General features: G+C 60.6%; 19 protein-coding genes. 5 read left to right on the top strand and 14 right to left on the bottom strand.

The features are described 5' to 3' along the window. Window positions 1–201: 201 nt before the first annotated feature. The 4 genes from hpt to ACEE43_RS09295 form a co-directional block, all read right to left on the bottom strand. Entirely contained in the window at window positions 202–753 is a 552-nt protein-coding gene (gene hpt, locus ACEE43_RS09310) for a hypoxanthine phosphoribosyltransferase (protein WP_185173992.1), read from the bottom strand. An 84-nt stretch (window positions 754–837) separates the two neighbouring features. Continuing rightward, window positions 838–2,031, bottom strand: coding sequence for a tRNA lysidine(34) synthetase TilS (gene tilS / locus ACEE43_RS09305; protein WP_449107920.1), 1,194 nt, complete (start codon window positions 2,029–2,031; stop codon window positions 838–840). After that, complete coding sequence (locus tag ACEE43_RS09300; protein ID WP_449107919.1) at window positions 2,031–3,161, bottom strand: zinc-dependent metalloprotease; 1,131 nt, start codon at window positions 3,159–3,161, stop codon at window positions 2,031–2,033. Before ACEE43_RS09300 ends, tilS begins: the two co-directional genes overlap by 1 nt. Window positions 3,162–3,315: 154 nt before the next feature. Further along, on the bottom strand, window positions 3,316–3,834 hold the full coding sequence (locus ACEE43_RS09295; protein WP_237237040.1) for an inorganic diphosphatase: 519 nt from the start codon (window positions 3,832–3,834) through the stop codon (window positions 3,316–3,318). Between the two features lie 208 nt (window positions 3,835–4,042). Here ACEE43_RS09295 and dacB point away from each other — a divergent pair, with 208 nt between their 5' ends. Further along, window positions 4,043–5,443, top strand: coding sequence for a D-alanyl-D-alanine carboxypeptidase/D-alanyl-D-alanine endopeptidase (dacB, locus tag ACEE43_RS09290; protein WP_449107918.1), 1,401 nt, complete (start codon window positions 4,043–4,045; stop codon window positions 5,441–5,443). A gap of 88 nt (window positions 5,444–5,531) precedes the next feature. Here dacB and ACEE43_RS09285 read toward each other — a convergent pair whose 3' ends face one another. Continuing rightward, a complete protein-coding gene (locus ACEE43_RS09285) occupies window positions 5,532–6,650 on the bottom strand; it encodes a CAP domain-containing protein (RefSeq protein WP_449107917.1) in 1,119 nt (372 codons plus the stop codon). Window positions 6,651–7,072: 422 nt separating this feature from the next. Between ACEE43_RS09285 and ACEE43_RS09280 the strand changes: the two genes are divergently transcribed. From ACEE43_RS09280 to ACEE43_RS09270, 3 genes are read left to right on the top strand one after another with little or no spacing between them, the layout of a single operon-like run. After that, window positions 7,073–10,867 carry an AAA domain-containing protein gene (locus ACEE43_RS09280; protein WP_449107916.1) on the top strand — a complete coding sequence of 1,265 codons (3,795 nt, stop codon included), beginning with the start codon at window positions 7,073–7,075 and terminating at the stop codon, window positions 10,865–10,867. Window position 10,868: 1 nt separating this feature from the next. After that, the gene (locus tag ACEE43_RS09275) at window positions 10,869–11,597 is read left to right on the top strand and encodes a hypothetical protein (RefSeq protein ID WP_449107915.1); all 729 of its coding nucleotides are present in this window, start codon (window positions 10,869–10,871) and stop codon (window positions 11,595–11,597) included. 36 nt (window positions 11,598–11,633) lie between these two features. Then, a complete protein-coding gene (locus ACEE43_RS09270; protein ID WP_449107914.1) occupies window positions 11,634–12,260 on the top strand; it encodes a recombinase RecJ in 627 nt (208 codons plus the stop codon). A gap of 19 nt (window positions 12,261–12,279) precedes the next feature. Here the strand turns inward: ACEE43_RS09270 and ACEE43_RS09265 are convergent, their stop codons facing one another. From ACEE43_RS09265 to serS, 7 genes are all read right to left on the bottom strand, one after another. After that, window positions 12,280–13,200 (bottom strand): AEC family transporter, encoded by a 921-nt coding sequence (locus ACEE43_RS09265; protein WP_449107913.1) that lies wholly within the window; start codon window positions 13,198–13,200, stop codon window positions 12,280–12,282. 27 nt (window positions 13,201–13,227) lie between these two features. Further along, entirely contained in the window at window positions 13,228–13,593 is a 366-nt protein-coding gene (locus tag ACEE43_RS09260) for a thiol-disulfide oxidoreductase DCC family protein (protein WP_449107912.1), read from the bottom strand. Between the two features lie 118 nt (window positions 13,594–13,711). Then, window positions 13,712–14,572 carry an HAD family hydrolase gene (locus ACEE43_RS09255; protein WP_377126895.1) on the bottom strand — a complete coding sequence of 287 codons (861 nt, stop codon included), beginning with the start codon at window positions 14,570–14,572 and terminating at the stop codon, window positions 13,712–13,714. A gap of 1,086 nt (window positions 14,573–15,658) precedes the next feature. Beyond that, a complete protein-coding gene (locus ACEE43_RS09250; protein WP_449107910.1) occupies window positions 15,659–16,504 on the bottom strand; it encodes a metal ABC transporter permease in 846 nt (281 codons plus the stop codon). After that, window positions 16,504–17,256, bottom strand: coding sequence for a metal ABC transporter ATP-binding protein (locus ACEE43_RS09245; protein WP_449107909.1), 753 nt, complete (start codon window positions 17,254–17,256; stop codon window positions 16,504–16,506). The genes ACEE43_RS09250 and ACEE43_RS09245 overlap by 1 nt, the downstream gene beginning before the upstream one ends. Window positions 17,257–17,276: 20 nt before the next feature. Further along, window positions 17,277–18,221, bottom strand: a complete 945-nt coding sequence (locus ACEE43_RS09240; protein WP_449107908.1) for a metal ABC transporter substrate-binding protein — start codon at window positions 18,219–18,221, stop codon at window positions 17,277–17,279. Window positions 18,222–18,326: 105 nt separating this feature from the next. Then, window positions 18,327–19,631 (bottom strand): serine--tRNA ligase, encoded by a 1,305-nt coding sequence (gene serS, locus ACEE43_RS09235; protein WP_449107907.1) that lies wholly within the window; start codon window positions 19,629–19,631, stop codon window positions 18,327–18,329. Window positions 19,632–19,775: 144 nt separating this feature from the next. Between serS and ACEE43_RS09230 the strand changes: the two genes are divergently transcribed. Then, the gene (locus ACEE43_RS09230; protein ID WP_449107906.1) at window positions 19,776–20,936 is read left to right on the top strand and encodes a diacylglycerol/lipid kinase family protein; all 1,161 of its coding nucleotides are present in this window, start codon (window positions 19,776–19,778) and stop codon (window positions 20,934–20,936) included. On the opposite strand, the gene pheA is transcribed toward ACEE43_RS09230, so the two are convergent. Both pheA and ACEE43_RS09220 read right to left on the bottom strand, forming a co-directional pair. Next, on the bottom strand, window positions 20,933–21,886 hold the full coding sequence (gene pheA, locus ACEE43_RS09225) for a prephenate dehydratase (RefSeq protein WP_449107945.1): 954 nt from the start codon (window positions 21,884–21,886) through the stop codon (window positions 20,933–20,935). The two genes, ACEE43_RS09230 and pheA, sit on opposite strands and share 4 nt — an antisense overlap. Before the next feature lie 294 nt (window positions 21,887–22,180). Then, a complete protein-coding gene (locus ACEE43_RS09220) occupies window positions 22,181–23,683 on the bottom strand; it encodes a MutH/Sau3AI family endonuclease (protein WP_449107905.1) in 1,503 nt (500 codons plus the stop codon). Between the last annotated feature and the right edge of the window lie 78 nt (window positions 23,684–23,761).

The following is a 23,761-nucleotide window of genomic DNA, read 5'->3' as shown; positions in this document are numbered from 1 at the left end:
TACCTAAAGTTGCTGAGTGCTTGCTTGATACCTCAAGGTTTTCACCTCAGGGCTAAAGGACCAACGAAGCATGGCCCTGGTAGGCTCCCCGTAGCCGACTGGCTGGGTCTGGCATGAATTACGACGAGCCTCCAGGCGAGGAGCAAGAAGGTTAGTCGGCGGAGGGGAGTCTGCCAGGGCTCTCTGACAGGTGCTCGGTGTTTAGGAGTAGACGTGCGGTGCCAGGGTGACGATGCAGTCCAGGTTGCGGTAGCGCTCGGCGAAGTCCAGGCCGTAGCCCACTACGAATTCGGGTTCGATGTCCCAGCCGACGTACTTGACCTCAACGTCGGTCTTGACGCTCTTGGGCTTGCGCAGCAGGGTGCAGATTTCGACCGAGTTGGCGCCGCGGGATACCAGGTTCTGCTGGAGCCACTTGAGGGTCAGGCCGGAGTCGATGATGTCTTCGACGATGAGCACGTCGCGGCCGGTCAGGTCGGTGTCGAGGTCCTTGAGGATGCGGACGACGCCGGATGACTTGGTGCCTGAACCGTAGGATGAGACGGCCATCCAGTCCATGGTGTAGTGGGCCTTGAGGGCGCGGGAGAGGTCGGCTACGACCATGATGGCGCCCTTGAGTACGCCGACCAGCAGTACGTCGCGGCCTTCGTAGTCCTTGTCGATTTGGGCGGCAAGTTCCTTAATCTTGGCGTCGATTTCTTCTTTGCTGAAGAGAACGTGCTTGATGTCGTTCTGTACGTCGAGTGCGTCCACGGTTGATCGCTTTCTGCTGGTTCAAAGGGTGTGCGCCCTGCCCTGTTGGGTAGGGCAAAGCGCGTGTTCACCTTTAAGTATGGTTTATGGGGCGGTGTTGAGTAAAACGATGAGGCCGGTTTTCTTGAGGTTGTAGCTCTGACCTGCCCGGGTGATGGTGGTACCGGGGCGGCGGCGGTAGGCAGAAATATGGCCGGGCAGCTGGAGGGGGCCGGCAGTCGAGTGGTCGCCAGCGAAAGCATCGAGGGCGGCAAGACGCTCGAAGCCCGGGGCGATGCCGCCGGCTTGTTCGAGAGCTAGGGCCAGGACGCGGGTGCGCAGGGCCGGGTGCAGGGCGGCGAGCGCGGCGCGGTTGAGCAGAACCATGTCCCTGCTGGGCTCCACCCCGAGCAGACCCGCGACATCGGTGCCTGCGGGGGCGAGGGCGTCCGCGTCCACCAGTATGTCATTCAGGGCCTGGCGGGCGGCGGACGCCAGGTAGTCGGCGTCCGCACCGGCAATGGTCGCGGTGCGGGCCAGGGATACAGCTACGCCGCCGCCCAGGTGTTCTTCAAGGTAGGGCAGGACGCTGTGGCGCACGCGGGCGCGCATGAGCGACTGGTCGGTGTTGGTGGGGTCCTGCCAGGGGGTGAGGCCCGCATCAGCGCAGATCTCTTCGATGTCTGACCTGCGCAGGGTGAGCAGGGGGCGGATGACCCGTACAGGGCCGGCGGGGTGGTCTTCGGTGCGGTCCACGGGCATACCCGCCAGGGAACGGGTGCCAGAGCCCCGAGCCAGGCCCAGCAGTACGGTTTCGGCCTGGTCGTCGAGGGTGTGGCCCAGGGCAACGGCGTCCGCCCCGGTTGCGGCCAGCGCCCGGGCGAAAGCACCGTATCGGGCGGTTCGAGCGGCCATTTCGGGCCCCTCCTTACCCTCTTCAACGGTCACGGTTTCTACCAGCACCGGGCTAAGACCCAGCTCCCGCAGAATCTGGGCGGTGCGCTCGGCCACCTGGGCTGACCCCTCCTGGAGCTGGTGGTCCACCACAACCGCCCCCACGCGCACGTCCTGCCGCCGGTTGAAGTGGGCCAACAGAACCGCTAAGGCCAAGGAGTCGGGGCCACCCGATACGGCAGCCAGCACCAGGGGAACCTGCCCTGCTTCTGGGCCTGCGCCCGGGCGTCCTGACGAACCGGTGGGAGCAACCGTACCTGCCCCAAATACCTGCTCCAGCACACCGGCGACCTCGCGGCGGGCAGCTCCCACCAGGGGGTTCAGACGGGTTTTACGCTGCTGCACTAGTTCTTCTCTTCCTCTAGGTCTGCGCCCAGTACCCGCTCAATCCAGCGGGAAGGGGTGTGAATTTCGGCTACGGTGGGTAGGTTCTCGGGGGCCTGCCAGATACGGTTGAACCGCTCCATGCCTACCTCGTCGATGATGGCCTGCACGAACTTTTGGCCGTTCTTGTACTGGGCCATCTTGGCGTCCATGCCCAGAAGTTTGCTCATAAAGCGGGGGAAGAAACCCTGGGTTTGGCTGCGGCGCTCAAAACGGCGGCGGATGGTTTTAACGGAAGGGACGATTGAGGAATCAACGGCGTCCATCACCACGTTGGCGTGGCCCTCGAGCAGGCTCATCACACCGGTGATGCGGTCGAGCAGGTCCTTGCCCTCATCGCTGAGCAGCAGGGCAGCACCAGCGGGGCGGGCTGCCTCAGCGCTCTCCCCCGGCGCTTCCTGCTTCTTCATACCGCGCACAGCGCCACTGGCAGCTGCGGCGATACGCTCCGGTAGGTTATCGGTGGTCTCCCCCAGCTCCCGACCCAGCCGGTGCATCAGGTCAAGCAGGTAGTCGCGCAACCAGGGGGCAGCGGCAAACTGTACCCGGTGGGTCTGCTCGTGCAGGGCCACCCAGAGACGAAAGTCAGCCGGGTCGAGGTTCAGCTCTTCTTCCAGCTTCATCAGGTTGGGAGCCACAATCATTAGGCGGCCGCCGGGTGCCCCGTGGCCGGCAAGCGCCGCATAGGGGTCGTACTGGCCCAGGACGCGGGTAGACAGGAAGGCCAGCACACCCCCAATTTCTGCCGCCCCGCCAATCTCAGTCACAGCGTGCTCGGCATCAGACAGCTGAGCCAGGCGCTGACCCAGCACCTCTTGGGCAATAGGGCCTAGCATCACGTCAAATGACTGGGTATTAGCCTTCACCCAGGTAGCCCTATCAACAATCAGCAGTTCAGAGTCGTGCAGGTTCTCAGCTGCCGCCAGCTGCGTAATAGCGTGCACGTGATCAACCGCGGCAGTAGCCGCATAGCGCATCTCTTCAACGGCCCGGCGCTTAGCCGCAGCCTCAGCGCGGGGGCCAGCCGGAGCCAGCACACCGGCAATCTTATGGGCTAAAGAAAAATTCAGGGGCAAGGATGAAGAGCTCATGGCACCCCACTCTACCGGCTCCTAACCGCTCCGGCCTACCTCAGCCAACCGGCGGCGTCCGCGCCTTTAAAGGGGAAAAGGCCGGGCCCCGTGCAGAGCCCAGCCTTCTTTCCCGGTGGGGGCACTAGTTAGCTTTCGCTACCCCACCAAGTCTTTAGTTATCGTCTGCTTCAGCTTCAGCAGCGGACTCGTAGTGAGACTTCTCAAAACGAACCTGAGCCTCAGCTACCAGCTTCTCAGCGAAGGCGCGGTCTTCCCAGCCCTCACCCTTAACCCACTTACCGGGCTCCAGATCCTTGTAACGCTCGAAGAAGTGCTTGATTTCTTCCTTGAGCTGGTCGGCAACGTCACCGATTTCCTGGATGTGGTCGTAGCGCTTGTCTGCGGGAACGCAGAGAACCTTGTCGTCGCCGCCAGCCTCGTCGGTCATGCGGAAAACGCCGATGGGGCGAGCTTCAACCAGGACGCCGGGGACAACGTCAACATCGAGAATAACCATGGCGTCGAGGGGGTCGCCGTCTTCGCCCAGGGTGTCCTCAAAGTAGCCGTAAGCGGTGGGGTACTGCATGGAGGTGAACAGCACGCGGTCTAGACGCAGGCGACCGGTTTCGTGGTCAATTTCGTACTTGACGCGTGAGCCGCGGTTAATTTCAATCGTGACGTCGAGTTCCAAGGGGAACCTCCTGGTTGAGTGGTGTGTTTGACTCGCGCTGCGCGCGAGTGGTTCGGCATATTAGTCTAACCGAGAACCGGCAGGCTGCACCCCTTTTACAGGGCAGGCGCGCCAGTGTCACACGTATTACATGCCTCTGCTTCCAAGGTCAGGCATATACCCTATATAGAAGGACCCCTTCGCCCGAGAGCTAACCTGTGGAGGTTTCATGGCCACTTCTCACCGACGCCCCCTGACCGCCTGGGTGGTTACTGCCCTGCTCGCAGCCGGGTGTGCAGTAGCAGGAGCCTGGGCTGTACCGGCCTGGCAGGAGTCCCAGGACCTCCGCGAATCCTCGGTAGCCCCTGATATCACGGCCTCGCCGGTTGCGGTGACAGAAGCAAGCGCCGGTGCTGCCCTCGATTCAGCGGCCCTGAGCGCAGAGCTCGATAGCGTCCTTGACGGTTTAGGCCAGGGGGTTTTCTCAGCCCAGGTTCTTGATGCAGAAACCGGTCAGAGCCTCTACTCCCGTGAGGCCCAAGCGAGCCGAACCCCGGCGTCCAACATGAAGCTGCTCGTGGACTACGCCCTGCTGACCACTGCACCGCAAGCCCGCTTCACCACGTCCGTCGACCTCAACGACGACTCAACCCTTACCCTGGTTGCCGGCGGCGATACCCTACTGGTGCCTGGGCACTCCGACCCCACAGCTGTGATGGGGTACGCCGGCATCGAGACCCTAGCAGAACGCACCATCGAGGGCCTTAAAGAGCAGGGCATCAGCGGCAAGGCCCTTACCCTCAACCTGGACACCACTATCTTTTCCGGCAGCTCCCTTAACCCCGAGTGGGCCCAGGAAGATATCGACTCCGGCTTCATCAGTGCTGTTACCCCCCTCGCCTTTTACTCCCACTACTCCCCCACCAGCGACGGAACCGCATCAAGCGGCAGCCGCCCCAGCAACGCCCCGGCAGAAGTGCAGCAGGTGCTGGTAGAGGCTCTCAATAGGTTAGGAACGGACGCCGGGCTCACCTTCACCGCGGGCGAGCAGCTCACAGCCCCCAGCAGCGGACGCGAGATTGCGGCCGTGCAGTCAGCCACCGCCGCAGAGCAATCGGCCCTCATGATGCAGGAAACGGATAATTCGCTGGCTGAGACCCTAGGCCGAAACCTTTCTGCCCTCACAGGCGGCGATGGCTCTACCCAAGGGGCAGTTACCGCCGTACGCGAGGCTCTCTCTACCGCCGGCCTACCCACCAACTACACCCAGGTTGACCTCAGCGGTCTTTCCATGAACAACAAGGTCAGCAACGAACTGCTCACCAGCATTGCCCTGCGCGCGGTCAAGGGAAACACCAGCGAACGCCTCACCCTGCAGGGCCTGCCGGTAGCCGGCTACAGCGGAACCTTGGGCCTCGCCAGCCGCTTCAACGACGCTGACGAAACCGGTGGGCGCGGGGTCGTCCGCGCTAAAACCGGAACCCTGAACTCCGTGCTGTCACTCACCGGCTACACCGTCACAGAATCCGGGCGGGTAGTAGTCTTCTCGATTATCATGAACGACCTTGAAGACACCGGTGCCGCCAAGAACACTATCGATCGGTTTGCAGCTACTCTCAGTAACCAGTAAACATAGATAGCTATAAAGGCGGCGGCTCCACAGGTGTGGAGCCGCCGTTCGTGTCGGTGTCTAGGTGTCTGAACCTAGAAGATGGTAGTTAGCTTACCCAGGTACCGCGAGCCTGGGTCCAGTTAATGGTGGTACCGCTGGAAAAAGTCACACGGGTTACCCCATCAACCCAACGGATCTCGTCGGTTACAGGGAAGCCCAGCACTGCGGGGCCGCCCAGGGCGTACCAGCGAGCTGAAATAGCACCGGTTCCAACGATAACGCGGGCACCCGTGGAGGGGGTCCAGTAAACAGACATGATGCCATTCCCCTTGATGAAGTCCTGGCGCATCCCCCCCGAGAAGGCATGTTCAGAATTCATGGGGTAGCCCCAGTTACGCTCAAAGTTGCTGCCCGCATAACGGCCACCGATAGCGCCAGGCCAGTAAACATTGTGAGCACCGGTTGATGCGGTCCAGTAGATGGTGCGCCCCTTATCAAAGTTCTGAATAATGCCACCGTTAACTGAGGCAAAAGGATTACCTGTAGGTAAGCCAAAGGTATCCGCACCACCGTTAGCGTAGTAGTGGTCAGAAAGTTTATCGCTAATCGCATAGGCGCTTACTTCAGAAAACGCATTAGACAGGGTGTTGACGCTTGAGATGGTAGAGACATAGTCATTGGGCCCCTTACCTGCTTCGTAGCGGTAGATACCAACGTTGCCGAGTACGCGCCAGGGCAGGGAGGTACCGTGACCGTAGCAGAAGCCGATACCAATGACATTTGCCTGGGGAGCCAAGATGGCTGCACGGTGGGGAGGGGAGCTCTTCCAGAAGTTGAGAAGCTGGTTGAGGTCGTCATTGTAGGAAAGAGCGATAACTTCGCGAACGAAGCTGTAGCCCTGCACCTTGGAGTTGTAGAGGAACTCGGTGCCGTGGGAATAATACCCGGCCTTGAACTGGCGGATAGCCTCACCCTCCATCACCGATGCGACAGTGGCTGAATGCTTAACAGCGCCTAGGCCATTCTGAGCACGGTAGGCGTTGATGAGGTTGAGCAGGGTCTGCTGGTCGGCGGCACGCTGAGCTGCTGAGACCGTGCGAATGTCTGAAGCAGCTGCGGTAGCGGCGGTGACGGCGGTGGCAGTAGCCAGGCCGGTCAGGGTCAGGACGGCCGCCTGACGGCGAGTGGGGCGAACAGCTCGTGTGGTTTCAAGAATGCTCTTCATGCAGATTCCTCTTTTTCGAGTGGTAATCGAGTGGTAATGGCGCAAAGGGGAGTTTGCTGAACACAACTTTATAGAATCGTGACCTATTTTTGACCATTTTGTGATGTTTTTTTGGATTAAATTCGACGCGAATCTCATGCTGAAAAAATATAAAGTTTACTTATTTATATATATCAGCAGGCCAGCCCTGTTAATCAGCACAGCACCAAAAACCCTGAAGTCCAATCTGATTAAAATTTGTATCTGTGATGTAGATTACATCTATAAGATTTTTGTTCTATACCCAGTAGTAACTTATAGAATAAATGTTCTAAACAAATCTATTGGTACGAACCATTTGCGTGTGGAATGTGCTGACTCTGATCGCCCTAAAATGTCAGCCTCCCTTGCTAGCCTTGAAGACAGCAACCTCTAGGAGCCCCATGTTCTTCATCGATGCAGATTCCGCCCCGTCGCCGCTAGTGTCTGGCCTTGAACCCCTTGGTAAATCGCTGGTCTACTCAGCCTCTGACCTGGTGCTCTCAGCCCAGTGCCAATTTGCCGCCCTCTATGCTCTTGACCAGGCGTTAGGCAGGGTGCCCCGCTTAGAGCGCATTGAAGACCCTCAGCTTCGCAGAGCTGCGGCCCTGGGTGAAGCCCACGAACAGCGCGTCCTCGATGACTTTCTCCAAACCTACGGCAGCTGGGACCCAGCCTCGGGCCGGGGGGTGTATCAGGTTGAGCCCCCGCGTACCTACACTCGGCAGGCCCTTGAAGAGAAGCGGGTAGAGACCCTCGAAGCTCTGCGTGCAGGAGCCGATGTTGTCTTCCAGGCCAGCTTCTTTGACGGTTCCTTTCACGGGCGTGCCGACTTCCTTGTAAAGCAGTCCGACGGGAGCTACCGGGTGGTTGACACTAAGCTGGCACGTACAGCCCGCGTCCCTGCTCTACTTCAGGTCGCTGCCTATGCCGACCAGCTCCACCGCGAGAGCATCCCCTGTGACCCTTACGTCTCGCTCATTTTGGGTAACAATATTGAGTCCCTGCACGAGCTTGCTACCCTCGCACCGGTCTTCGAGCAGAAGCGCCAACGCCTCGTAGAGCTCCTCACCGCCCATCGGGAGCCGGGGGCTGCCCCGGTGAGCTGGTTTGTAGAAGCCGATAGCCCAGAGATTACCCGGTGCGGGCGCTGCGACACCTGCCAGGTGATGGTGCGAGAGCATCGCGACATGCTGCTGACTGCCGGCATGACATCGCGGTCGCGGCAAGCTATTTACGAGCGCTGTGGTGTGCAAAGTATCGACGAGCTAGCTTCCTTAGCGGGCCAGCCCCAGCTCCCTGGGCTGGTGCGCCGCTATGCGGAGCAGGCAGCCCTACAGACCGGTGTGTCGGAGCCTGACGGGGCAGTGGTGGTTGAGAAAGAGGGGCAGGAATATACTGTCTCTTACAAGCTCCTGCCCCGGCACTCTTTACGTATGCTTCCGCGGGCGAGCGCGGGCGACCTTTTTATGAGTCTTCGGTCTGACCCGCTCTGGCGCGATGGGAAGGCAGCTCACCCTTCTCTTGCCTGGGGTTTAACCTATCTCGTGGGTGCTGTGCACCTGGCTGATCAGCCCAGCGAGGAGCCCCTCTTTAGCCAGTTTTGGGCGTCTGACCGGGCGGCGGAGGGGCGGCTGTTAGCCGATTTTCTCGGTATGCTGCACCATCAGCGTCAGCTGAACCCTGGCTTGCGGGTCTATTACTTTGGGGCGTCTGTTGTGGCTGCTCTTCAGCAGTTGGCGTCGGTGCACGGGGTTGGCGAAGCTTATCTCACCGATATGCAGCGGGAGGGTGTTTTTGTCGATCTTTCTGAGGTGCTGCGCCGGTCGATGCGTTTGAGCGAGGGCACCCGGGCACTGACCGCTATTGAGCCCCTCTACGCTCAGGGGCTTGAGCCTGACCTTGATATTCCGGTGACGGCCTTTGCTGATGTAGCCGAGGCAGAAAAGGAAGGGCGTGCTGAGCAGGCCGAAGCTATGCGCTCTGCACTTGCTCGTAGTCTGTATCGCACGGGTCTGTCTCTGTCTCAGTTGCGTGCCTGGTTGCTGGGGTTGGCGGGCCGGTCGGTCGACGATGAGCTGGTGCAGCCCGCTCCCCTGGCCGATCTGAATGAGCTGCTGGTGCAGGCGGGTAGGGCTGAAGACGAGACGGATACTGAGCGGGTTCTACGCCGGTTTGTTGAGGCTCTGGACGCCGGTGGCGAGTTGGAGCCGCAGAAGCAGGCTGTTGCTATGGTGGCTACGGCGACGGGCTACCATCGTCGCGAGCGCCGTCAGTTCTGGTGGGATCATTTCAATCGGCTTATGGCTCCCCGTGAGGATTGGGAGGACGCCCGCGATGTGGTTTTGCTGGGGCGATTGCAGGTGGTTGCCGATTGGCATCGTCCGGAGCGGGCACGATCCACGGTGCGTTTGCTGAGCGGGGTGGCGAGGGTCGCTCCGGGCTCGTCGGTGAAGGTGGGCGATAGCAACCTCTTTGCCATGTATGCTCGCCCTTTTCCGCCCTTTTTGGAGCGGGAGGCTCGGCAGCAGGCTTTAACCTATGCGGCTCTGCATGAGGGGGTACTGCCGGTGGAGGCCGAGCGGGCCGGCGCCTTTAATACCGAGATTGTGGAGCTGGAAGAGATTCCGGAGCATGAAGCGGGTCAGCCCAATCTGGTACGGATTACGGTGCGGGAGAGTTTGAAGACCTCAGACGGTGAGCCAGCTGAGCCTTACTCGCATCTGCCGATGGCGCTCACTCCCGGGCAGCCTATTCCGACGCAGGCCCAGGAGCAGGCTCTACTTGAATTGGCGGCGCGTACCGCCCGGGTGCTACCTGAGTTACCGGCGTCGGCGGGTACCGATGTGATTCGTCGTGTTCCGCCGCGGCTGGTCGGGGGCGGTGTTTTGCCGCGTCCGCAGGATTTTGTAGAGACGCACGGTTCTCTTGCGACGGTGCAGGCTATTTATCAGGCGGTGAGCCAGCTCGATCGGTCGTATGTGGCGGTGCAGGGCCCTCCGGGGTCGGGTAAGACTTTCGTGGGTTCTCATGTGATTGGCCGTCTTGTGGCTGCGGGCTGGAAGGTGGGTATTGTGGCCCAGTCTCATGCGGTAGTTGAGAACATGCTGCTGGGCTGTATCAGTAATGGCCGCGTAGACCCTGACCAGATCGCTAAGGGGGCGGGCAAGAGCCAGACCCCGAATTTCCCCTGGCGCGAGGTTCGCAACCCCGATGTTTCCAGGTTCATGGATGAACCCGGTGGCCGTATTTTTGGCGGCACGGCCTGGGATTTTGCCTCTGACCGCAAGTTCCGGTTTGAGGGGCTTGATCTTCTGGTGATTGACGAGGCGGGTCAGTATTCCTTAGCCAATACACTGGCGGTGGCCCGTTCGGCCAAGAACCTGCTGCTCCTGGGCGACCCGGCCCAGCTACCCCAGGTCACGCAGGGCACCCACCCCTACCCGGTGGACGAGTCTGCCCTGGGCTGGCTTTCAGTGGGCCGTACGGTGCTGCCTGAAGAGTTTGGCTATTTTCTCGATGTCACCTGGCGTATGCACCCGGCCCTGTGCGCCCCGGTCTCGGCCCTATCGTATGAGGGGCGGCTGGCGTCCGCCCCCTCGGGCACCGAGAGGCACCTGGAGGGGTGGGAGCCCGGGGTCTACCTGCGCACGATAGAACACCGGGGTAACTCAACGGCTTCAGTCGAAGAGGCTGATGAGATTGTGGCTTTGGCCCGCGGCTTCCTGGGGCACCTGTGGACTCCCCACCTGGCTGCCCCCGAGCAGGCAGCGCCCCTAGCACCCTCAGACATTATTGTGGTGGCAGCCTATAACGCCCAGGTTGATACGATTCGGGCGGCTCTGCTGGAGGCGGGGCTAGCGGACTCCGACGGCGGGGGTGTGCGCGTCGGTACGGTTGATAAGTTCCAGGGGCAGGAGGCTCCGGTGGTGCTGGTGTCGATGGCTGCTTCGAGTGCCGGTGATAGCCCCCGCGGAACCGATTTTCTGCTCTCGCCCAACCGGTTGAATGTTGCCCTGTCCCGCGGTATGTGGGCAGCGGTGGTGGTGTGCTCAACCCGGTTTACCGACTTTCTGCCCACCAGCCCCGAGGCGCTAGCCCTGCTAGGTGCCTTTATCCGCCTTGAGCGGGCAGCCCTGCCCTTCCCCGATGAGGGGGAGGCGGGCGTCCGCCCCGATACCCCCACCGTTAGGAGTTAGCATGCCCCTCTCCCCCACCCACCGTAAGCGCTCCCCCTATCTCTTTCACTTTGATGGGCAGACCGTGGCCCTGGGTGAGCCCCGCTACTTGCAGCGTATCGACGAGCGTCTTCGCGAGCAGGGGTACGCCACCAGGCCCACCTACTGGGATCAGGCCTACCTAGCTGATTTGGCTGCGTCAAGCCCCGAGGATGCCGAGCACGGCCAGTTTGCGGCGCCGAGCGACCCGGCCCAGCTCAACAGCGTGGGGGTTTCGTGTAGCAGTAGCGAGTTCTGGTCTGCCATGTATGCCCGCAGCTTTGACGCTACGCCCTGGGGCGGGGAGGGCGACACCCTCTATATGCCCCAGCTGCCCGACTGGCTAGAGCGCACCCGGGCCTGGACGCTTGACCCTCTAGCCCCGCAGGACGGCCCCGGCGACTTAGACCCGGCAGGGGGCTGGGTGCGGGTGCGGGATCAGTCCGGTGCGGGCGCACCCCTGGGGCTCTTCCAGCTCACGAGCCCCGATTATTTCTGGGTCTTTGGGTCGGCTCCCGACCTCAAACAGGTGGTGCACCTGTGCCGGGAGTTGGGGCACGATTTATCCGGCTTCGACTCTGCCACCGCCTATCTGGGCTATGACCTGACCTGCAGTAGCGTCCGGCTGCCGATTGAGTGTGCCCAGCCGCTACAGGAGCAGCTCTTCCTTGCCGGGGTGGACGCCGAAACCCTGCTCTGGGGTGAGGGCTAGTTTTCTGCCCGGTGACTCTAGGGCATACTGAGAAGCATGTTTGTACTGACCTTCATTGCCCGCTCATCCCAGGGTTCGGTGCAGGAGCACCTCGCCGACCTGGAGAACCGTCTCGAACAGCTGGCTCCCACTGTTGCTTTTACCCGCACCTACCCTGATGAGGTGCAGGGGGCTTTCGATCAGGCCGAGGACGCCCTCGCCGCCGCCCTGCTCGGGGCTCGTTTTGGTGGTTTCTGGGTGGGTATCGGGGCCGGTGAACTGGTGCGGCCGCGCTTCGCAGCGGCCCTGGGCGCAATTTCTACCCCGGAGTGTTCCGGTGCTGCTTTGAGCCTGTCACGCTCGGCCGTGGAACAAGCCCAGACCGGGGCCCCGCCGCGCGGTATCTGTGTGCATGCAGCTGGCCAGGGGGTGCGGGCGGATCAGGTGACCGGTCTGTTGCGCCTGCTCTACCGGGTGGCGTCCGCCCGTACCGAAGCCGAGTGGCGGGTGCTTGACCTGCTCGTGCCCGGTGTGCGCGGGCAGCAAAAGGCGGTAGCCCAGGCTCTGGGAATTACCTCCCAGGCGGTGAGCAAGACCCTGGTGCGGTCCTACTGGCATGAGGAGCTGGCTTCTCGCGAGCTCATCGCCGAGCTGCTTGAGGGCTTGGAGGGTCAGGAGCAGTAGGCCGGATACCGGCAAACTGTCAGTGCAAGAGGAGTGAAATCACCAGAATCACGGGCATGGCGCCCAGGGTACTGAGCAGCACGATATCGCGGGAGAGCGTGGTTGCTACGTTGTACCGCACCGCGTAGTTATACATGTTCTGGGCGCTGGGCAGGGCAGCAAGAATGGTGGCCGCGAAGATATCGCTCTCACTGAGGTGGAAAATGTAGCGGGCCAGCAGGTAGGCAACCAGCGGCATCAGAAGGTTTTTAAAGCTGGCGGCAAGCACGGTTTCAAGGCGCTGGCCGGGAGTATCGAGCGCCTTGGAGCCCCGAAGTGACATGCCGAAAGCTGCCAGGATCAGCGGTACGCCCGCGCCGCCCAAGATGCGGAAGGGCTCCATTACCACGTCGGGAACCTGCAGGTTGAACACGTTGACCAGCAGGCCCAGGGCTGAACCGATAATCAGCGGGTTTTTGATGGGCTGGGTGGCAACGGCTTTCATGGAAACCGAGCCGTGGGAGATAGCATCCAGGATTGAAAGCACGATGGGGGCGGCGATCAGGAGCTGGAAGAGCAGGATAGGGGCTACCTGGGCGGCGTCGCCCACGATGTAGGTTGCTACGGGCAGACCCATATTGTTGGCGTTGATATAGCCGCTGGCGGCGGCACCCACGGTGACGGTGCCGGCGTCCTTTTTGAGCAGGAACCTGGCGATGACGGCAAACAGCAGGGCGACCGTAGCGAAGCTCAAGATAGCCACGGGAAGGCGGCCGGAGAAGATAACGTGCAGGTCAGCCCCGGCCATGGTCACGAACATGAGCGGGGGCAGGGCTACGAAGAAGGCAAAACGGTTGAGGGAGAGCCCAGAGTTGGGCGGTAGAATGTCGAGGCGGGCGACCAGGTAGCCTACGCCCACCACTACCGCGATGATGGTAAAGCCTTCGAGGACTGCGAGCATGCTGGGCTTCTTTCTGCCGTCGAGCCGTTAGGGCTTGAGCTGGCAGGCGGTGGAGCGGTTGGTGGAGATTTGCAGGTAGACTCGCTCAGCCAGCGGGCGCAGCAGGGGGTTCTTCAGGGCGGACGCCGCCACCCGCACGGGCGCGTACCGGCTGGTGGAAAGGGCTAGGGCGATGGCGAGCGCCCCGTAGGCCACCTGCCCGGTGGGGGTGATGAAGGGGATTTGGCGCATGAAGCGTTCGAGGTCGACGCCGTACTCTTGTAGACGGTCGTAGTGCCCGGCCTGCACCCGGGCGGCTAGGCCCAGGTGGGTGAGTACTCGGGCGGCTTTTTGGCAGATGCCGCAGTCGGGGTCATAGAGTAGGACGCCGGTGGCGGGCAGGGAGTTGCTCACGGTGGGCCTTTCGGTGTGCTGGGACAGTAAACCAAGTACGAATGTGACTCTTGTTCCCGAGCGGGCGTTGTTTTAACGTACTTTCGGGAATATCAGTCGCATTCGAATCTGCTGAATTTTAGAGCAGGTCCCGCAGGATCGGCACCGTGCCGTCCTCGTAGACCGAACCGGTGACGTCCGTAGCCAGCTCCGCCACCTCGGGTAGGGCCTGGCCCATGGCAACGCCGCGGGCTGCCCAGTGGATCATTTCCTTGTCGTTGAGGCCGTCGCCGATGGCGATGGTGTGGCGGGGGTCCACGCGCAGCTTGCGGCGGATTTGTTCCAGGGCGGTCGCCTTCGAAACCCCGTGCGCAGCCACATCGAGCCAGGCGCTCCAGCCCACCGCGTAGTTCACCCCATGCAGGCCCGAATCGTAGATAGCACGCTTGAAATCATCAGGGGTGTCTGTGGGTGAGCAGACCACCACACGCACGGCCGACTTCATCGCAGCCATCTCGGTGCGGGTGGTCTTCACGGTGTTGACGCCGAAGGACCAGTCCTCAAAGTTATCGGTGGCATAGACCGTTCCGTCGGGTGCTTCCAGGGCCAAGGACGCGTGTGGCAGCTTGGCCTTGAGCAGGGTGATGGCGTTGGAGGGGTCGAAGCTGACCTTGTCGATGATGCGGTAGCCAGCTTCTAGGGAGGGGTCGATGCTAAGGGTAACCGCGCCGTTGGAGCTCACCGCGTAGCCGCGCGTCAGCCCAATCATCTCAACGATGGGCAGGGTAGCACCCAGGGAGCGTCCGGTGGAAATGACCACGTGGTGGCCCGCGTCCACAACATCCTGGGCTGCCTTTTTGACGGCCTCGCTCATGGCCCCGTCGTGGTTGACCAGGGTGCCATCAACGTCGATAGCAACCAAGTACTTAGCGCCCTCTTCTTTCTGCCAGGCAGAGCGGCGAAGCGGCAGGGTTTGCATGTCTTTGATCTCTGAAATCATCGGTGTCTCTTTTCTCTCGTGTAGACCAGACTATACAAAAGCCGGGTTAAGGCAAGGTGAGCGCCGCGTGAAGCCTAGCGGTTAGGACGCCGCCCGCCGGGCACCTGCTCAATGCGCCTTGTGCAGATGTGGCGCTGCCCGCCAAATGTGGCAGTGCCGCCGCCACATTTGGGGATTAGTGCAACATGTTGCACCCACGAACAGGCTCGATAGCTTTGAATTGTCCCTAGACTAAGGCCTCTTGCTAAGAGCCCGTGGAATAAATGCTTGCCCCGCTAGCCAGGACGCCGCGACTGGATTAAGCGCATTGAGCAGACGTACTGCGCACCGGTGATAGTGCTGAAGTTCCCTGACATCGAGTAGAGGCTCAAGGTGCGAAGCTCGATTTCGCGCATATCGCAGATGCTGAGCCCAGTAATACACAACGTTGCGGTGCTTAGAAAAATATTTTGAAAGTTCCGTCTCCCAGATAGCTACTCGAATATTGTTACTTCCTGCATCGGGGTGCGGAAGTAGGCTAGTCCAGGTTCCAAAGGTCAGCCCCGCTACATAGTCATCGTGAGTGGGGTACGGCTTAGTGTTTTTATTATTAATGTCTTTCATCGAGGACCGACTTTTATCTTTGAGCGAGACTCGTCGAGCAGGGGCCACGATGTTTCTAATGCGTGGAGCTGGGTCTTCAATCCACTCTTGGCTGTAAGGCCCCTCTCGGCCAGGTTCAGCAGTGTAATCCTGTGCCGCGTTCCATGACTTTAGGGCCAAATCAACCGTGTTTCTTAGGTGCACTTCCACCATCGCGGTTGTTGATAAAACGGCAGCGGATGATTCAAGATTCCATAGATAAAGGGCTAGTGCTCTGCTACGGTCTCCCTGCGCCTGAGTGAGGTAGGTAGAGAGTCTGGCCGAACCTATTTGTGCAGCGATAATATTTTCAGTTGATTCCTTCATTGGCGTCTTTGCCTCCGGCAGGTCTTGCTGTTGATTTGAGCTCTATGGGATAATGGTAGGCATAAAACGGTTTAAAACCCGTATGCATTGAGGGCTACTGCTTAGTCATAAGCGGTAGCCCTTTTATTTATGTCCGTGTTATGACGCCCTCCGTGCCCGCGCAACCGCCAGCAGGCCGTGGTGCGGGGCGAAGAGGTAGGCCAGGCCGAAGAGGACGCCGAGGGCCAGCACCACGGTGCCGCCGGCTGAGACGTCGAGCAGGTAGCCCATGAAGAAGCCAGCAAGGGCAGCGGTCAGGGAGACCCCTGCCGAGATGAGCAGCATGGTAGTGAAGCGGTCGGTGAGCAGGCGGGCGGTTGCCCCCGGTATCACCAGCAGGGCTACAACCAGCACAACGCCCACGATCTGAAGAGCCAGCACAGAGGTCAGGGCCAGGGCAACCAGCAGTAGCCCGGAGAGCAGTTTGGGGCTGAGCCCGATGGCGTGGGTGTAGCCGGGGTCGAAGGCGTAGAGCACCAGGTCACGGCGCTTAATAAGCAGCACAGCAACAACTAGTACGGCCAGCAGGCCTATCTGCCAGACGTCCGCCCACGACACACCCAGCACGTTACCGAAGATGACCGAGTGCAGATCAACCTGGGAAGGGAAGGCCGAGATGAGCACCAACCCCAGGGCGAACATAACGGTGAAGACAATGCCGATGGCGGCGTCCTCGCGCACGCGCCCGCGGGCGGCAACCGACCCGATGAGGGCGACGGCCACCAGGGCGGCAATCAGGGCGCCCAGGGCGAAGGGGGCACCCAGAATGTAGGCCAGGGCCACGCCGGGAAGTACGGCGTGGGAGATGCCGTCGCCCATGAGCGACCAGCCCATGAGCACCAGCCAGCAGGAGAGCAGGGCGCAGACCAGGGCCGCCAGCACGGTCACCAGCAGGCCGCGCTGCATGAAGCCGTAGGTGAGCGGTTCGATGAAGAGTTCGTACATTAGTTCTCCCCTGTCAGCGGGTTCATTCCGAAGGCTCGCACGATGTTTTCGGGGGCCAGCACGGTGGCGGGGTCGCCGGTGAGTAGCACTTCGTTACGGAGCAGGACGGCAGTGTCGGCCAGGTCTGCCAGGTTGGCCAGGTCGTGGGTTGAGATGAGTATCCCAGCGCCGTCGGCGCGCAGCTCTTTGAAGAGACTCACCAGCATGGCTTCGCTCTTTTTATCGACGCCGGCGAAGGGTTCATCGAGCAGCAGCAAGCGGGCGCCCTGGGCCAGGCCACGGGCAACGAAGGCGCGTTTGCGCTGGCCGCCAGAAAGGTTGCCGATTTGCCGGTGGGCCAGCTCGGTGAGCCCGACCCGCTCCAGGGCGGTATCGACGGCGGCCCGGTCGGTGGCACCCAGGCGGCGGGTGATGCCCAGTCGGCTGTAGCGTCCCTGGCTGACCACGTCGCGCACCGAAACCGGGAAGGTGAAGTCGATGTCCTCGCTCTGGGGTACGTAGCTGACCAGGCCCTGTTTGCGGGCCTCGCGCGGGGCAAGCCCGTCAATCCGGACGCTACCCGATGCGGGCACCACGCCCATAATGGCCTTGAAGAGGGTGGACTTACCAGAGCCGTTCATGCCGACCAGCCCGCAGATACTCCCGGGGGCAACGTGCAGGGACGCCCGGTTCAGGGCACGCACGGCCCCGGAGCCGGGTGCCCCGTAGGTGACAGTTACATCGGTGAGCTGGAGCAGCGGTGGTGCAGTCATAGAACCTCAGTTTAGGGCGGTTATTGGCTGAGGGCCTCAGCCATGAGGCGGGTATCGTAGCGGATTAAATCGAGATAGGTGGGCACGGGGCCGTCGGCGTCAGACAGGGAATCGACGTAGAGGGCTCCGGCGTAGGTTGCGCCGGTGTCGGTGGCGATTTGTTCCATGGTGCGGGTGGGCACGGTGGATTCGCAGAAGACAGCGGGCACGGCGCTGCCCGCTACCCGGTCGGAGAGTTCCATCATGCGGCGGGCACCGGTTTCGCCGTCGGAGTTCACTGCCCAAAGGTAGGCTTCATCGAGACCGGCGTCGGCGGCCAGGTAGGAGAAGGCGCCCTCGCAGGTCACCAGAAGCCGCTGGTGTTGGGGGAGATTACTGATGGCGGAGATGAGTTCTTGGTGTACCTGGCTGAGTTCCTGCTTGTAGGCTTCGGCATTGGCCCGGTAACTGTCGGCGTGGGCCGGGTCGAGGTCGGCCAAGGCCGCCGCGATGTTATCGGCGTAGGTTTTGGCGGCGACCGGGCTCATCCAGGCGTGGGGGTTGGGGTAGCCCTCCCCCTCCCCTTCGGCGATGCTGAGGGGCGTAATTCCTTCGGTGACGGTGATAGCCGGGGCGTCGGCGTCCTGCAAAAATTGCTCAAGCCAGGCTTCTAGGTTGAGGCCGTTGGCGAGGATCAGGTCGGCGTCCGCTGCCTTGCGCACATCCGATGGGGTGGGCTCGTAGCCGTGGATTTCAGCCCCGGCTTTGGTGAGAGATTCAACCTCAACGTGCTCTCCGCCGATGGCGCTAGCCATGTCTGCGAGCACGGTGAAGGTGGCAAGCACCCGGGGTTTTCCCTGAATTGCGGTTTGCGCGGACGCCTGCCCGGCGGCGTCCTGCCCGGTAGCACTCGGGGCGCAGGCGGAAAGGACGCCTGCCACCAGCACCAGCACGCTGGCCAGTAGGGCGCGGGTACGGTTGGGCATGGGAGCTCCCTTCCTCGGTCACGCTTAAAAGCAGAAGGTACCATCTACGTCGATTATACCCACAAACGAGGTGGTCTTTTCCGAAGTAGATGGTACCTTACGGGGTTAGGCTGCTACGGGGATAACCTCAAGGCCGCCCATGTAGGGGCGCAGGGCCTCGGGGATACGCACGGAGCCGTCTGCCTGCTGGTGGGTTTCCAGGATTGCAACCAGCCAGCGGGTGGTCGCCAGGGTACCGTTCAGGGTGGCAACGGTGCGGGTGCCGCCCTTCTTGGTCTTGCCGTCTGCGGTGACGGTGTCGGGCATGCGCTCACGCACGTTCAGACGGCGGGCCTGGTAGGTGGTGCAGTTAGAGGTTGAGGTCAGTTCGCGGAAGGCGCCCTGGGTGGGTACCCAGGCTTCGCAGTCGAACTTGCGGGCGGCGGACGAGCCCAGGTCACCCGCAGCGGTATCGATGACGCGGTAGGAGAGCTCGCACTTGGCCAGCATCTCTTCTTCCCAGGCCAGCATCTTGGCGTGCATGTCTTCTGCCTGCTCGACGGGGCAGTAGACGAACATTTCGGCCTTGTTGAACTGGTGTACGCGGATGATACCGCGGGTGTCCTTACCTGCGGAGCCGGCTTCGCGGCGGTAGCAGGAGGACCAGCCCAGGTACTTCTTGGGGCCCTTTTCGAAGTCGATGATTTCGTCGGCGTGGTAGCCGGCGATAGCGACCTCGGAGGTGCCGACCAGGTAGAGGTCGTCGCGCTCGAGGCGGTAGATTTCGTCATCGTGTTCGACGTTGAAGCCGGTACCGTTCATGGTTTCGGGGCGCACCAGGGTAGGGGTGGTGAGCATGGTGAAGCCGTTGGCGGTGGCCTGGTCGAGGGCCATCCACATGAGAGCCTGCTCCAGGCGGGCTACATGGCCCTTGAGGAAGTAGAAGCGGGAGCCTGAAACCTTAGCGCCGCGTACCATGTCGATACCGTCAACCAGTTCGCCGATTTCAAGGTGGTCGCGGGGTTCAAAGCCGTCTGCTTCGAAGTTGCGGGGTTCGCCTACCTGCTTGACGACCACGTAGTCGTCCTCGCCACCGGCAGGAATACCGTCAATAATCAGGTTGCCTACGCTGGCGACCAGTTCTTCCTGGCGGGCTGCAGCGGCGTCAGCGGCGGCCTTGGCTTCTGAGACTTTCTGGGAGAGTTCCTTAACCTCAGCGAGCAGGGCCTGCTTTTCTTCCTTGGCGGCCTTGCCGATCTTCTTGGAGAAGACGTTCTGTTCGGCGCGTAGCTTCTCGAATTCGTTGATGGAGGTGCGGCGGGTGGCGTCCGCTTCGAGAATCTGGTCGATGACGGTTTCGTCAGCGCCGCGAGCGCGCTGGGAGGCGCGGAAGGCGTCGGGGTTTTCACGCAGGAGGTTAATGTCAATCATGCCTCTAAATTTACCGTAGTTGCCGCTGCGATGTCAGGCGTGCGGACGCTGGGAGCGGCGGGGTGCGTCCGCTGGGGTGGTGGAGGGGCAGGTGCTGGGGAGCCGGGGTCGGCGGGGAAGGGTTTTATTCAGTATGCTGGTGATATGGTTTCGCGTACAACTCTCGGTGTATCCCTTACTGCTGCTTCTGCTCTTGCCCTGAGTGGGGTGGCGCTGTCTGTGCGCAAGGGCAGGCGGGAGCGTCCTGATCTTTTCCCGGTCTACCGGCCCCTGCATCGCATGTTGGAACCGGGTGAACCGAAGCAGGTCGCGGTGGTCTATAACCCCACCAAGGATCGGGCTGATTCGGTGATTCGCATGATTACAGCCGAGCTGGGCCTGGCTGATTGGCCTCGGGCTAGGTTCTATGAGACTGAGGCGGACGACCCCGGCTTTGGTATGGCCCAGCAGGCTGCGGCGGACGGGGCTGAGATTGTGCTGGCTGTGGGCGGTGACGGCACCGTACGCGCTGTGGCGGACGGCCTGGCGGGCACCACTGCCACCTTAGGCATTGTGCCCTTGGGCACGGGTAATCTGCTGGCTCGCAACCTCGACATGGACGTCAATGACCTGCACGCCTGCATCAATATTGCTCTGCACGGGCAGAGCCGCACCATCGACATGATTCGTATGGAGATGCAGGGCGAGAAGGAGCTTCCACCGGTCAATTTTGTGGTCATGGGCGGGGCAGGTTTTGACGCCCAGATTATGACCGACACCCGAGAAGATTTGAAAGCCCGCATCGGCTGGTTGGCCTATGTTGAGGCTAGCACCCGGCACATGTTCACCCGCCGCCGCCCAGCGGTGATTACGGTGAATAACGGTGCGCCCGTTCGCCGCAAGATTCGGGCGGTGTTGGTTGCCAATACCGGCAAGATTCAGGGTGGGGTGAATCTTGCGCAGACAGCTCAGCTGTCCGATGGGCAGCTTGAGGTGATTGTGCTGACCCCACGCAACCTGGGTAGCTGGGTGCGTATGGCGGCTCAGTTTATTCTGCGCCCCACCCGGGTGCGCTACCCGGTGGTCGAGCACTTTGTGGGTACGGACGTCCGCGTCTACTTCCCCAATACCAGCTTGCCCGTTGAGGTGGACGGGGACGTGCTCGGTGACGTCAGCGATTTTCATGCCCAGGTGCTCCCCGCCGCGGTGAAGGTGCAAGTTTACCCTGATGACATGCAGATTCGTTCGCTCAGTGATTTTGTGAACGCCCGCGAGGAGCTAGTAGAGCAGCACCGCCGCTGGTGGCAGAGGCTCTTGCGGCTCTAGATATTGTGCTTGAGCGCCTCGGGCCGCCCGCCCGGGAAGAGGGTTTCCACCCAGTCGCGGGCAGCGTTGAAGGACTCTTCATCGTGCATGGGGTCTACCGCTGCCAGGCGCTTGTCGGCTCGCGGGTAGGAGCCCAGGTAGAGCACGCCGGGTGAGACCCGGTGGATACCGCGCAGGGCATCGCGCACACGGGCGTCGTAGAGGTGCCCGTCAATGTCGATGGAGAAGAAATAGGAGCCCAGGAATTCGCCGGTAGGGCGAGATTCAATGCGGGAGAGGTTGATTCCCCGGGTGGAGAACTGTTCGAGCAGGTCAAGCAGGGCGCCGGGGCGGTCCTGGGGTAGCGGGATGACCAGGGTGGTTTTGTCGGCCCCGGTCGGTGCGGGAGTTTCAGCGTCGCGGGCGACGAGCACGAAACGGGTGACAGCGTTTTTGTTATCGCCGATATTGTGGGCCAGCACTTCTAGCTCGGGGTGGGCTTGAGCGACTGCCGGTGAGCAGACGGCGGCCTCGTAACCCGGGTTATCGTTGAGCAGGCCAAGGGCCGCGCCAGCAGTGGACGAGCCGGGCAGGTAGCCGGCGTCCGGCTTATTCTCTGCCACCCAGCGGCGCACCTGCGCCCAGGCGTGGGTGTGCGTTGAAATGGTTTTGACGTTCTCTAGCGTGGTGCCGGGGCGGGCAACCAGCACGAAGGTGATGGGTACCAGCACTTCGCGAACGATACGCAGGGACCCGTCGAGAGCTGCAATGGCGTCGAGGGTTGCGGTCACACCACCTTCAACGGAGTTTTCGATGGGTACCATGGCAGCGTCGGCGGTGCCGTCGCGCAGGGCGTCGAGGGCTGCGGGGACGGACGTTGCGGGTATGCGTTCGGCGTCGGGGGCACCGGGCACGGTGAGGAGGGCTGCTTCGGTGAAGGTTCCGGACGGGCCGAGGTAGGTGTAGCGCATGGGGTCTAGTTTAGCGGGTGGACGCAGCACCCCGGCTTCTTGCCGGAGGGTTAGGGGAGGTTTGTACCGGGGGCTGCCCATATAGCGGGACCAGAAGGTTGAAAGAGGTGAAACAGGCTTAAGCTCGCTGCCGACCCTCTCACCTGGTTCATTAACTGGCTCACCAGATTCACACCCCGCCTTGCGGCAGATTCCGTCCGCTCTTGTGTGCTCGCATGCTCGCACCCGCTCACTCCATCGAACCAGCAGCTTCGCTGTAAGCCTGTTTCACCTCAGTTTTTTGAATCACTCTCCCTAAAGGAACTCAGATTGATTGAGTAGCTCAACCATGAGGGAACCCTTTATCCAATAATCCAGATTGTAGAAGGCATGTCCGTTAAGGACTAACGGTTTCTTCGATGAATTTCCGCTCGTACCCCTGATAAAGATTTCATATTCTTTGGACTTAGGTAGGTTGTTCCCCATCTTTGGGAAACCGTTTTTGTTATAGATAACCGTTCCATCTTTTCGCAGAGCCAAGTGAGTGGTCATCTCCTGCTGAAGGTACATGCGACGCATTGTCTCCCAAACTCTCCGGGCAGATTCTTCAAACATGCTGTCTGAAAATTCAATAACCTTAACGCCCCTGAAGATATCTAGGCTTCTGTCCTTCCCCTGATGACGTTCAAAGACCCCGCATAAGAACCTGTGGCTAAAAAGGTAATCAAAAAGTGTTGAATCTTCGAAAGCTGTATCGTCCTCAAATTCTGAGAATACGACCGGGGTAAGTTTAGAATCCTCCTTCTTATGGCCGGTGCCCTTAATGGGTATTGCCTTAACGATGAAGCCAGCTTTAGCGAGCTCTTCAATAGAACTAGCTTTAACGTAATCTCCAGTAAGCATGTACCCAAGTATGTAGTTGGTTGCCCCTTTGCTGATTTGGTCAGCAAGAGTAGAAGATTTAGCTTCTGCCGCTTCTTTAGCAATATCCCCTAGCTTCATACCAACATAAGGTGCTACAGACTTAGATATCTGTTGGAGCAGGTCCGAATAATCGGAAACCCCTGTCAGTCTCTGCTGCGATGATTTCGCGCTAAATATTTCTTTTGTCTTTACTTTGAAGTACGAGTTTTTTATAGCCAACCGGGCACGAGGAAATTTAGGAGCAACCTCTAGATACATCAGCCCACCAAGGGCAGCGGATAGCTCTGCCCTCAGAGCTCGACGTTCTTCGTCATCGGTTTGAGAGTCCTGAAGCTGTCTAATAACATGCTGACCACGCTCAGAAGCGAAGAAACCATGGACGTGCTCCCAATCTGACTTGATAATCTCTCTTTCTTCATCACTAAAGTGAAGATTTGAGTAAAGCAAGTATCGGAATTTTCTATAGTCTTCAGTCGAGAGCGCACGGGTGTCACCATACTGGTAGTACACCAGCAAGATATTCTGGATCTTCTCCCACAGATGGGAGTCTATGAAACTCTCTTGAACGACTCCAGAGTAGTTCACGTTAGTTATCGTAAGACGTTCCTTGGCGTGATACTCAGCCTTCGCCCCTTCCCCGCGTTTGTAGACCCCAGTCACCTTCAGCTCCGTTGGAATCCCGTCAACCAAGAGGTCAGCTTTCTGGAGAGAATCTTTGGGGAGGCCCAGGACAGATTGTTCGATGACATCGCCAGGAACCCCCTTGACCACGCGATCAGGACGGCTTTCCACATAACGATCAATAAGACGCTTGCTGTCAACTTCCCCCAGCGTCCTGCCCATAGCTGCATCTAGGAGGGACTCCAAAGACTCCCTGGTGAATTCATTGGCCATTCTCTAAACTCATTTCGCTCGACGAAAGCAGAAAGCACCTAAATTATAGATGCTTATCACATAGAATTGATCAGAACA

This window comes from Rothia sp. 11254D007BW (assembly GCF_053548195.1).
This window is presented reverse-complemented; position numbering and strand designations above follow the sequence as displayed.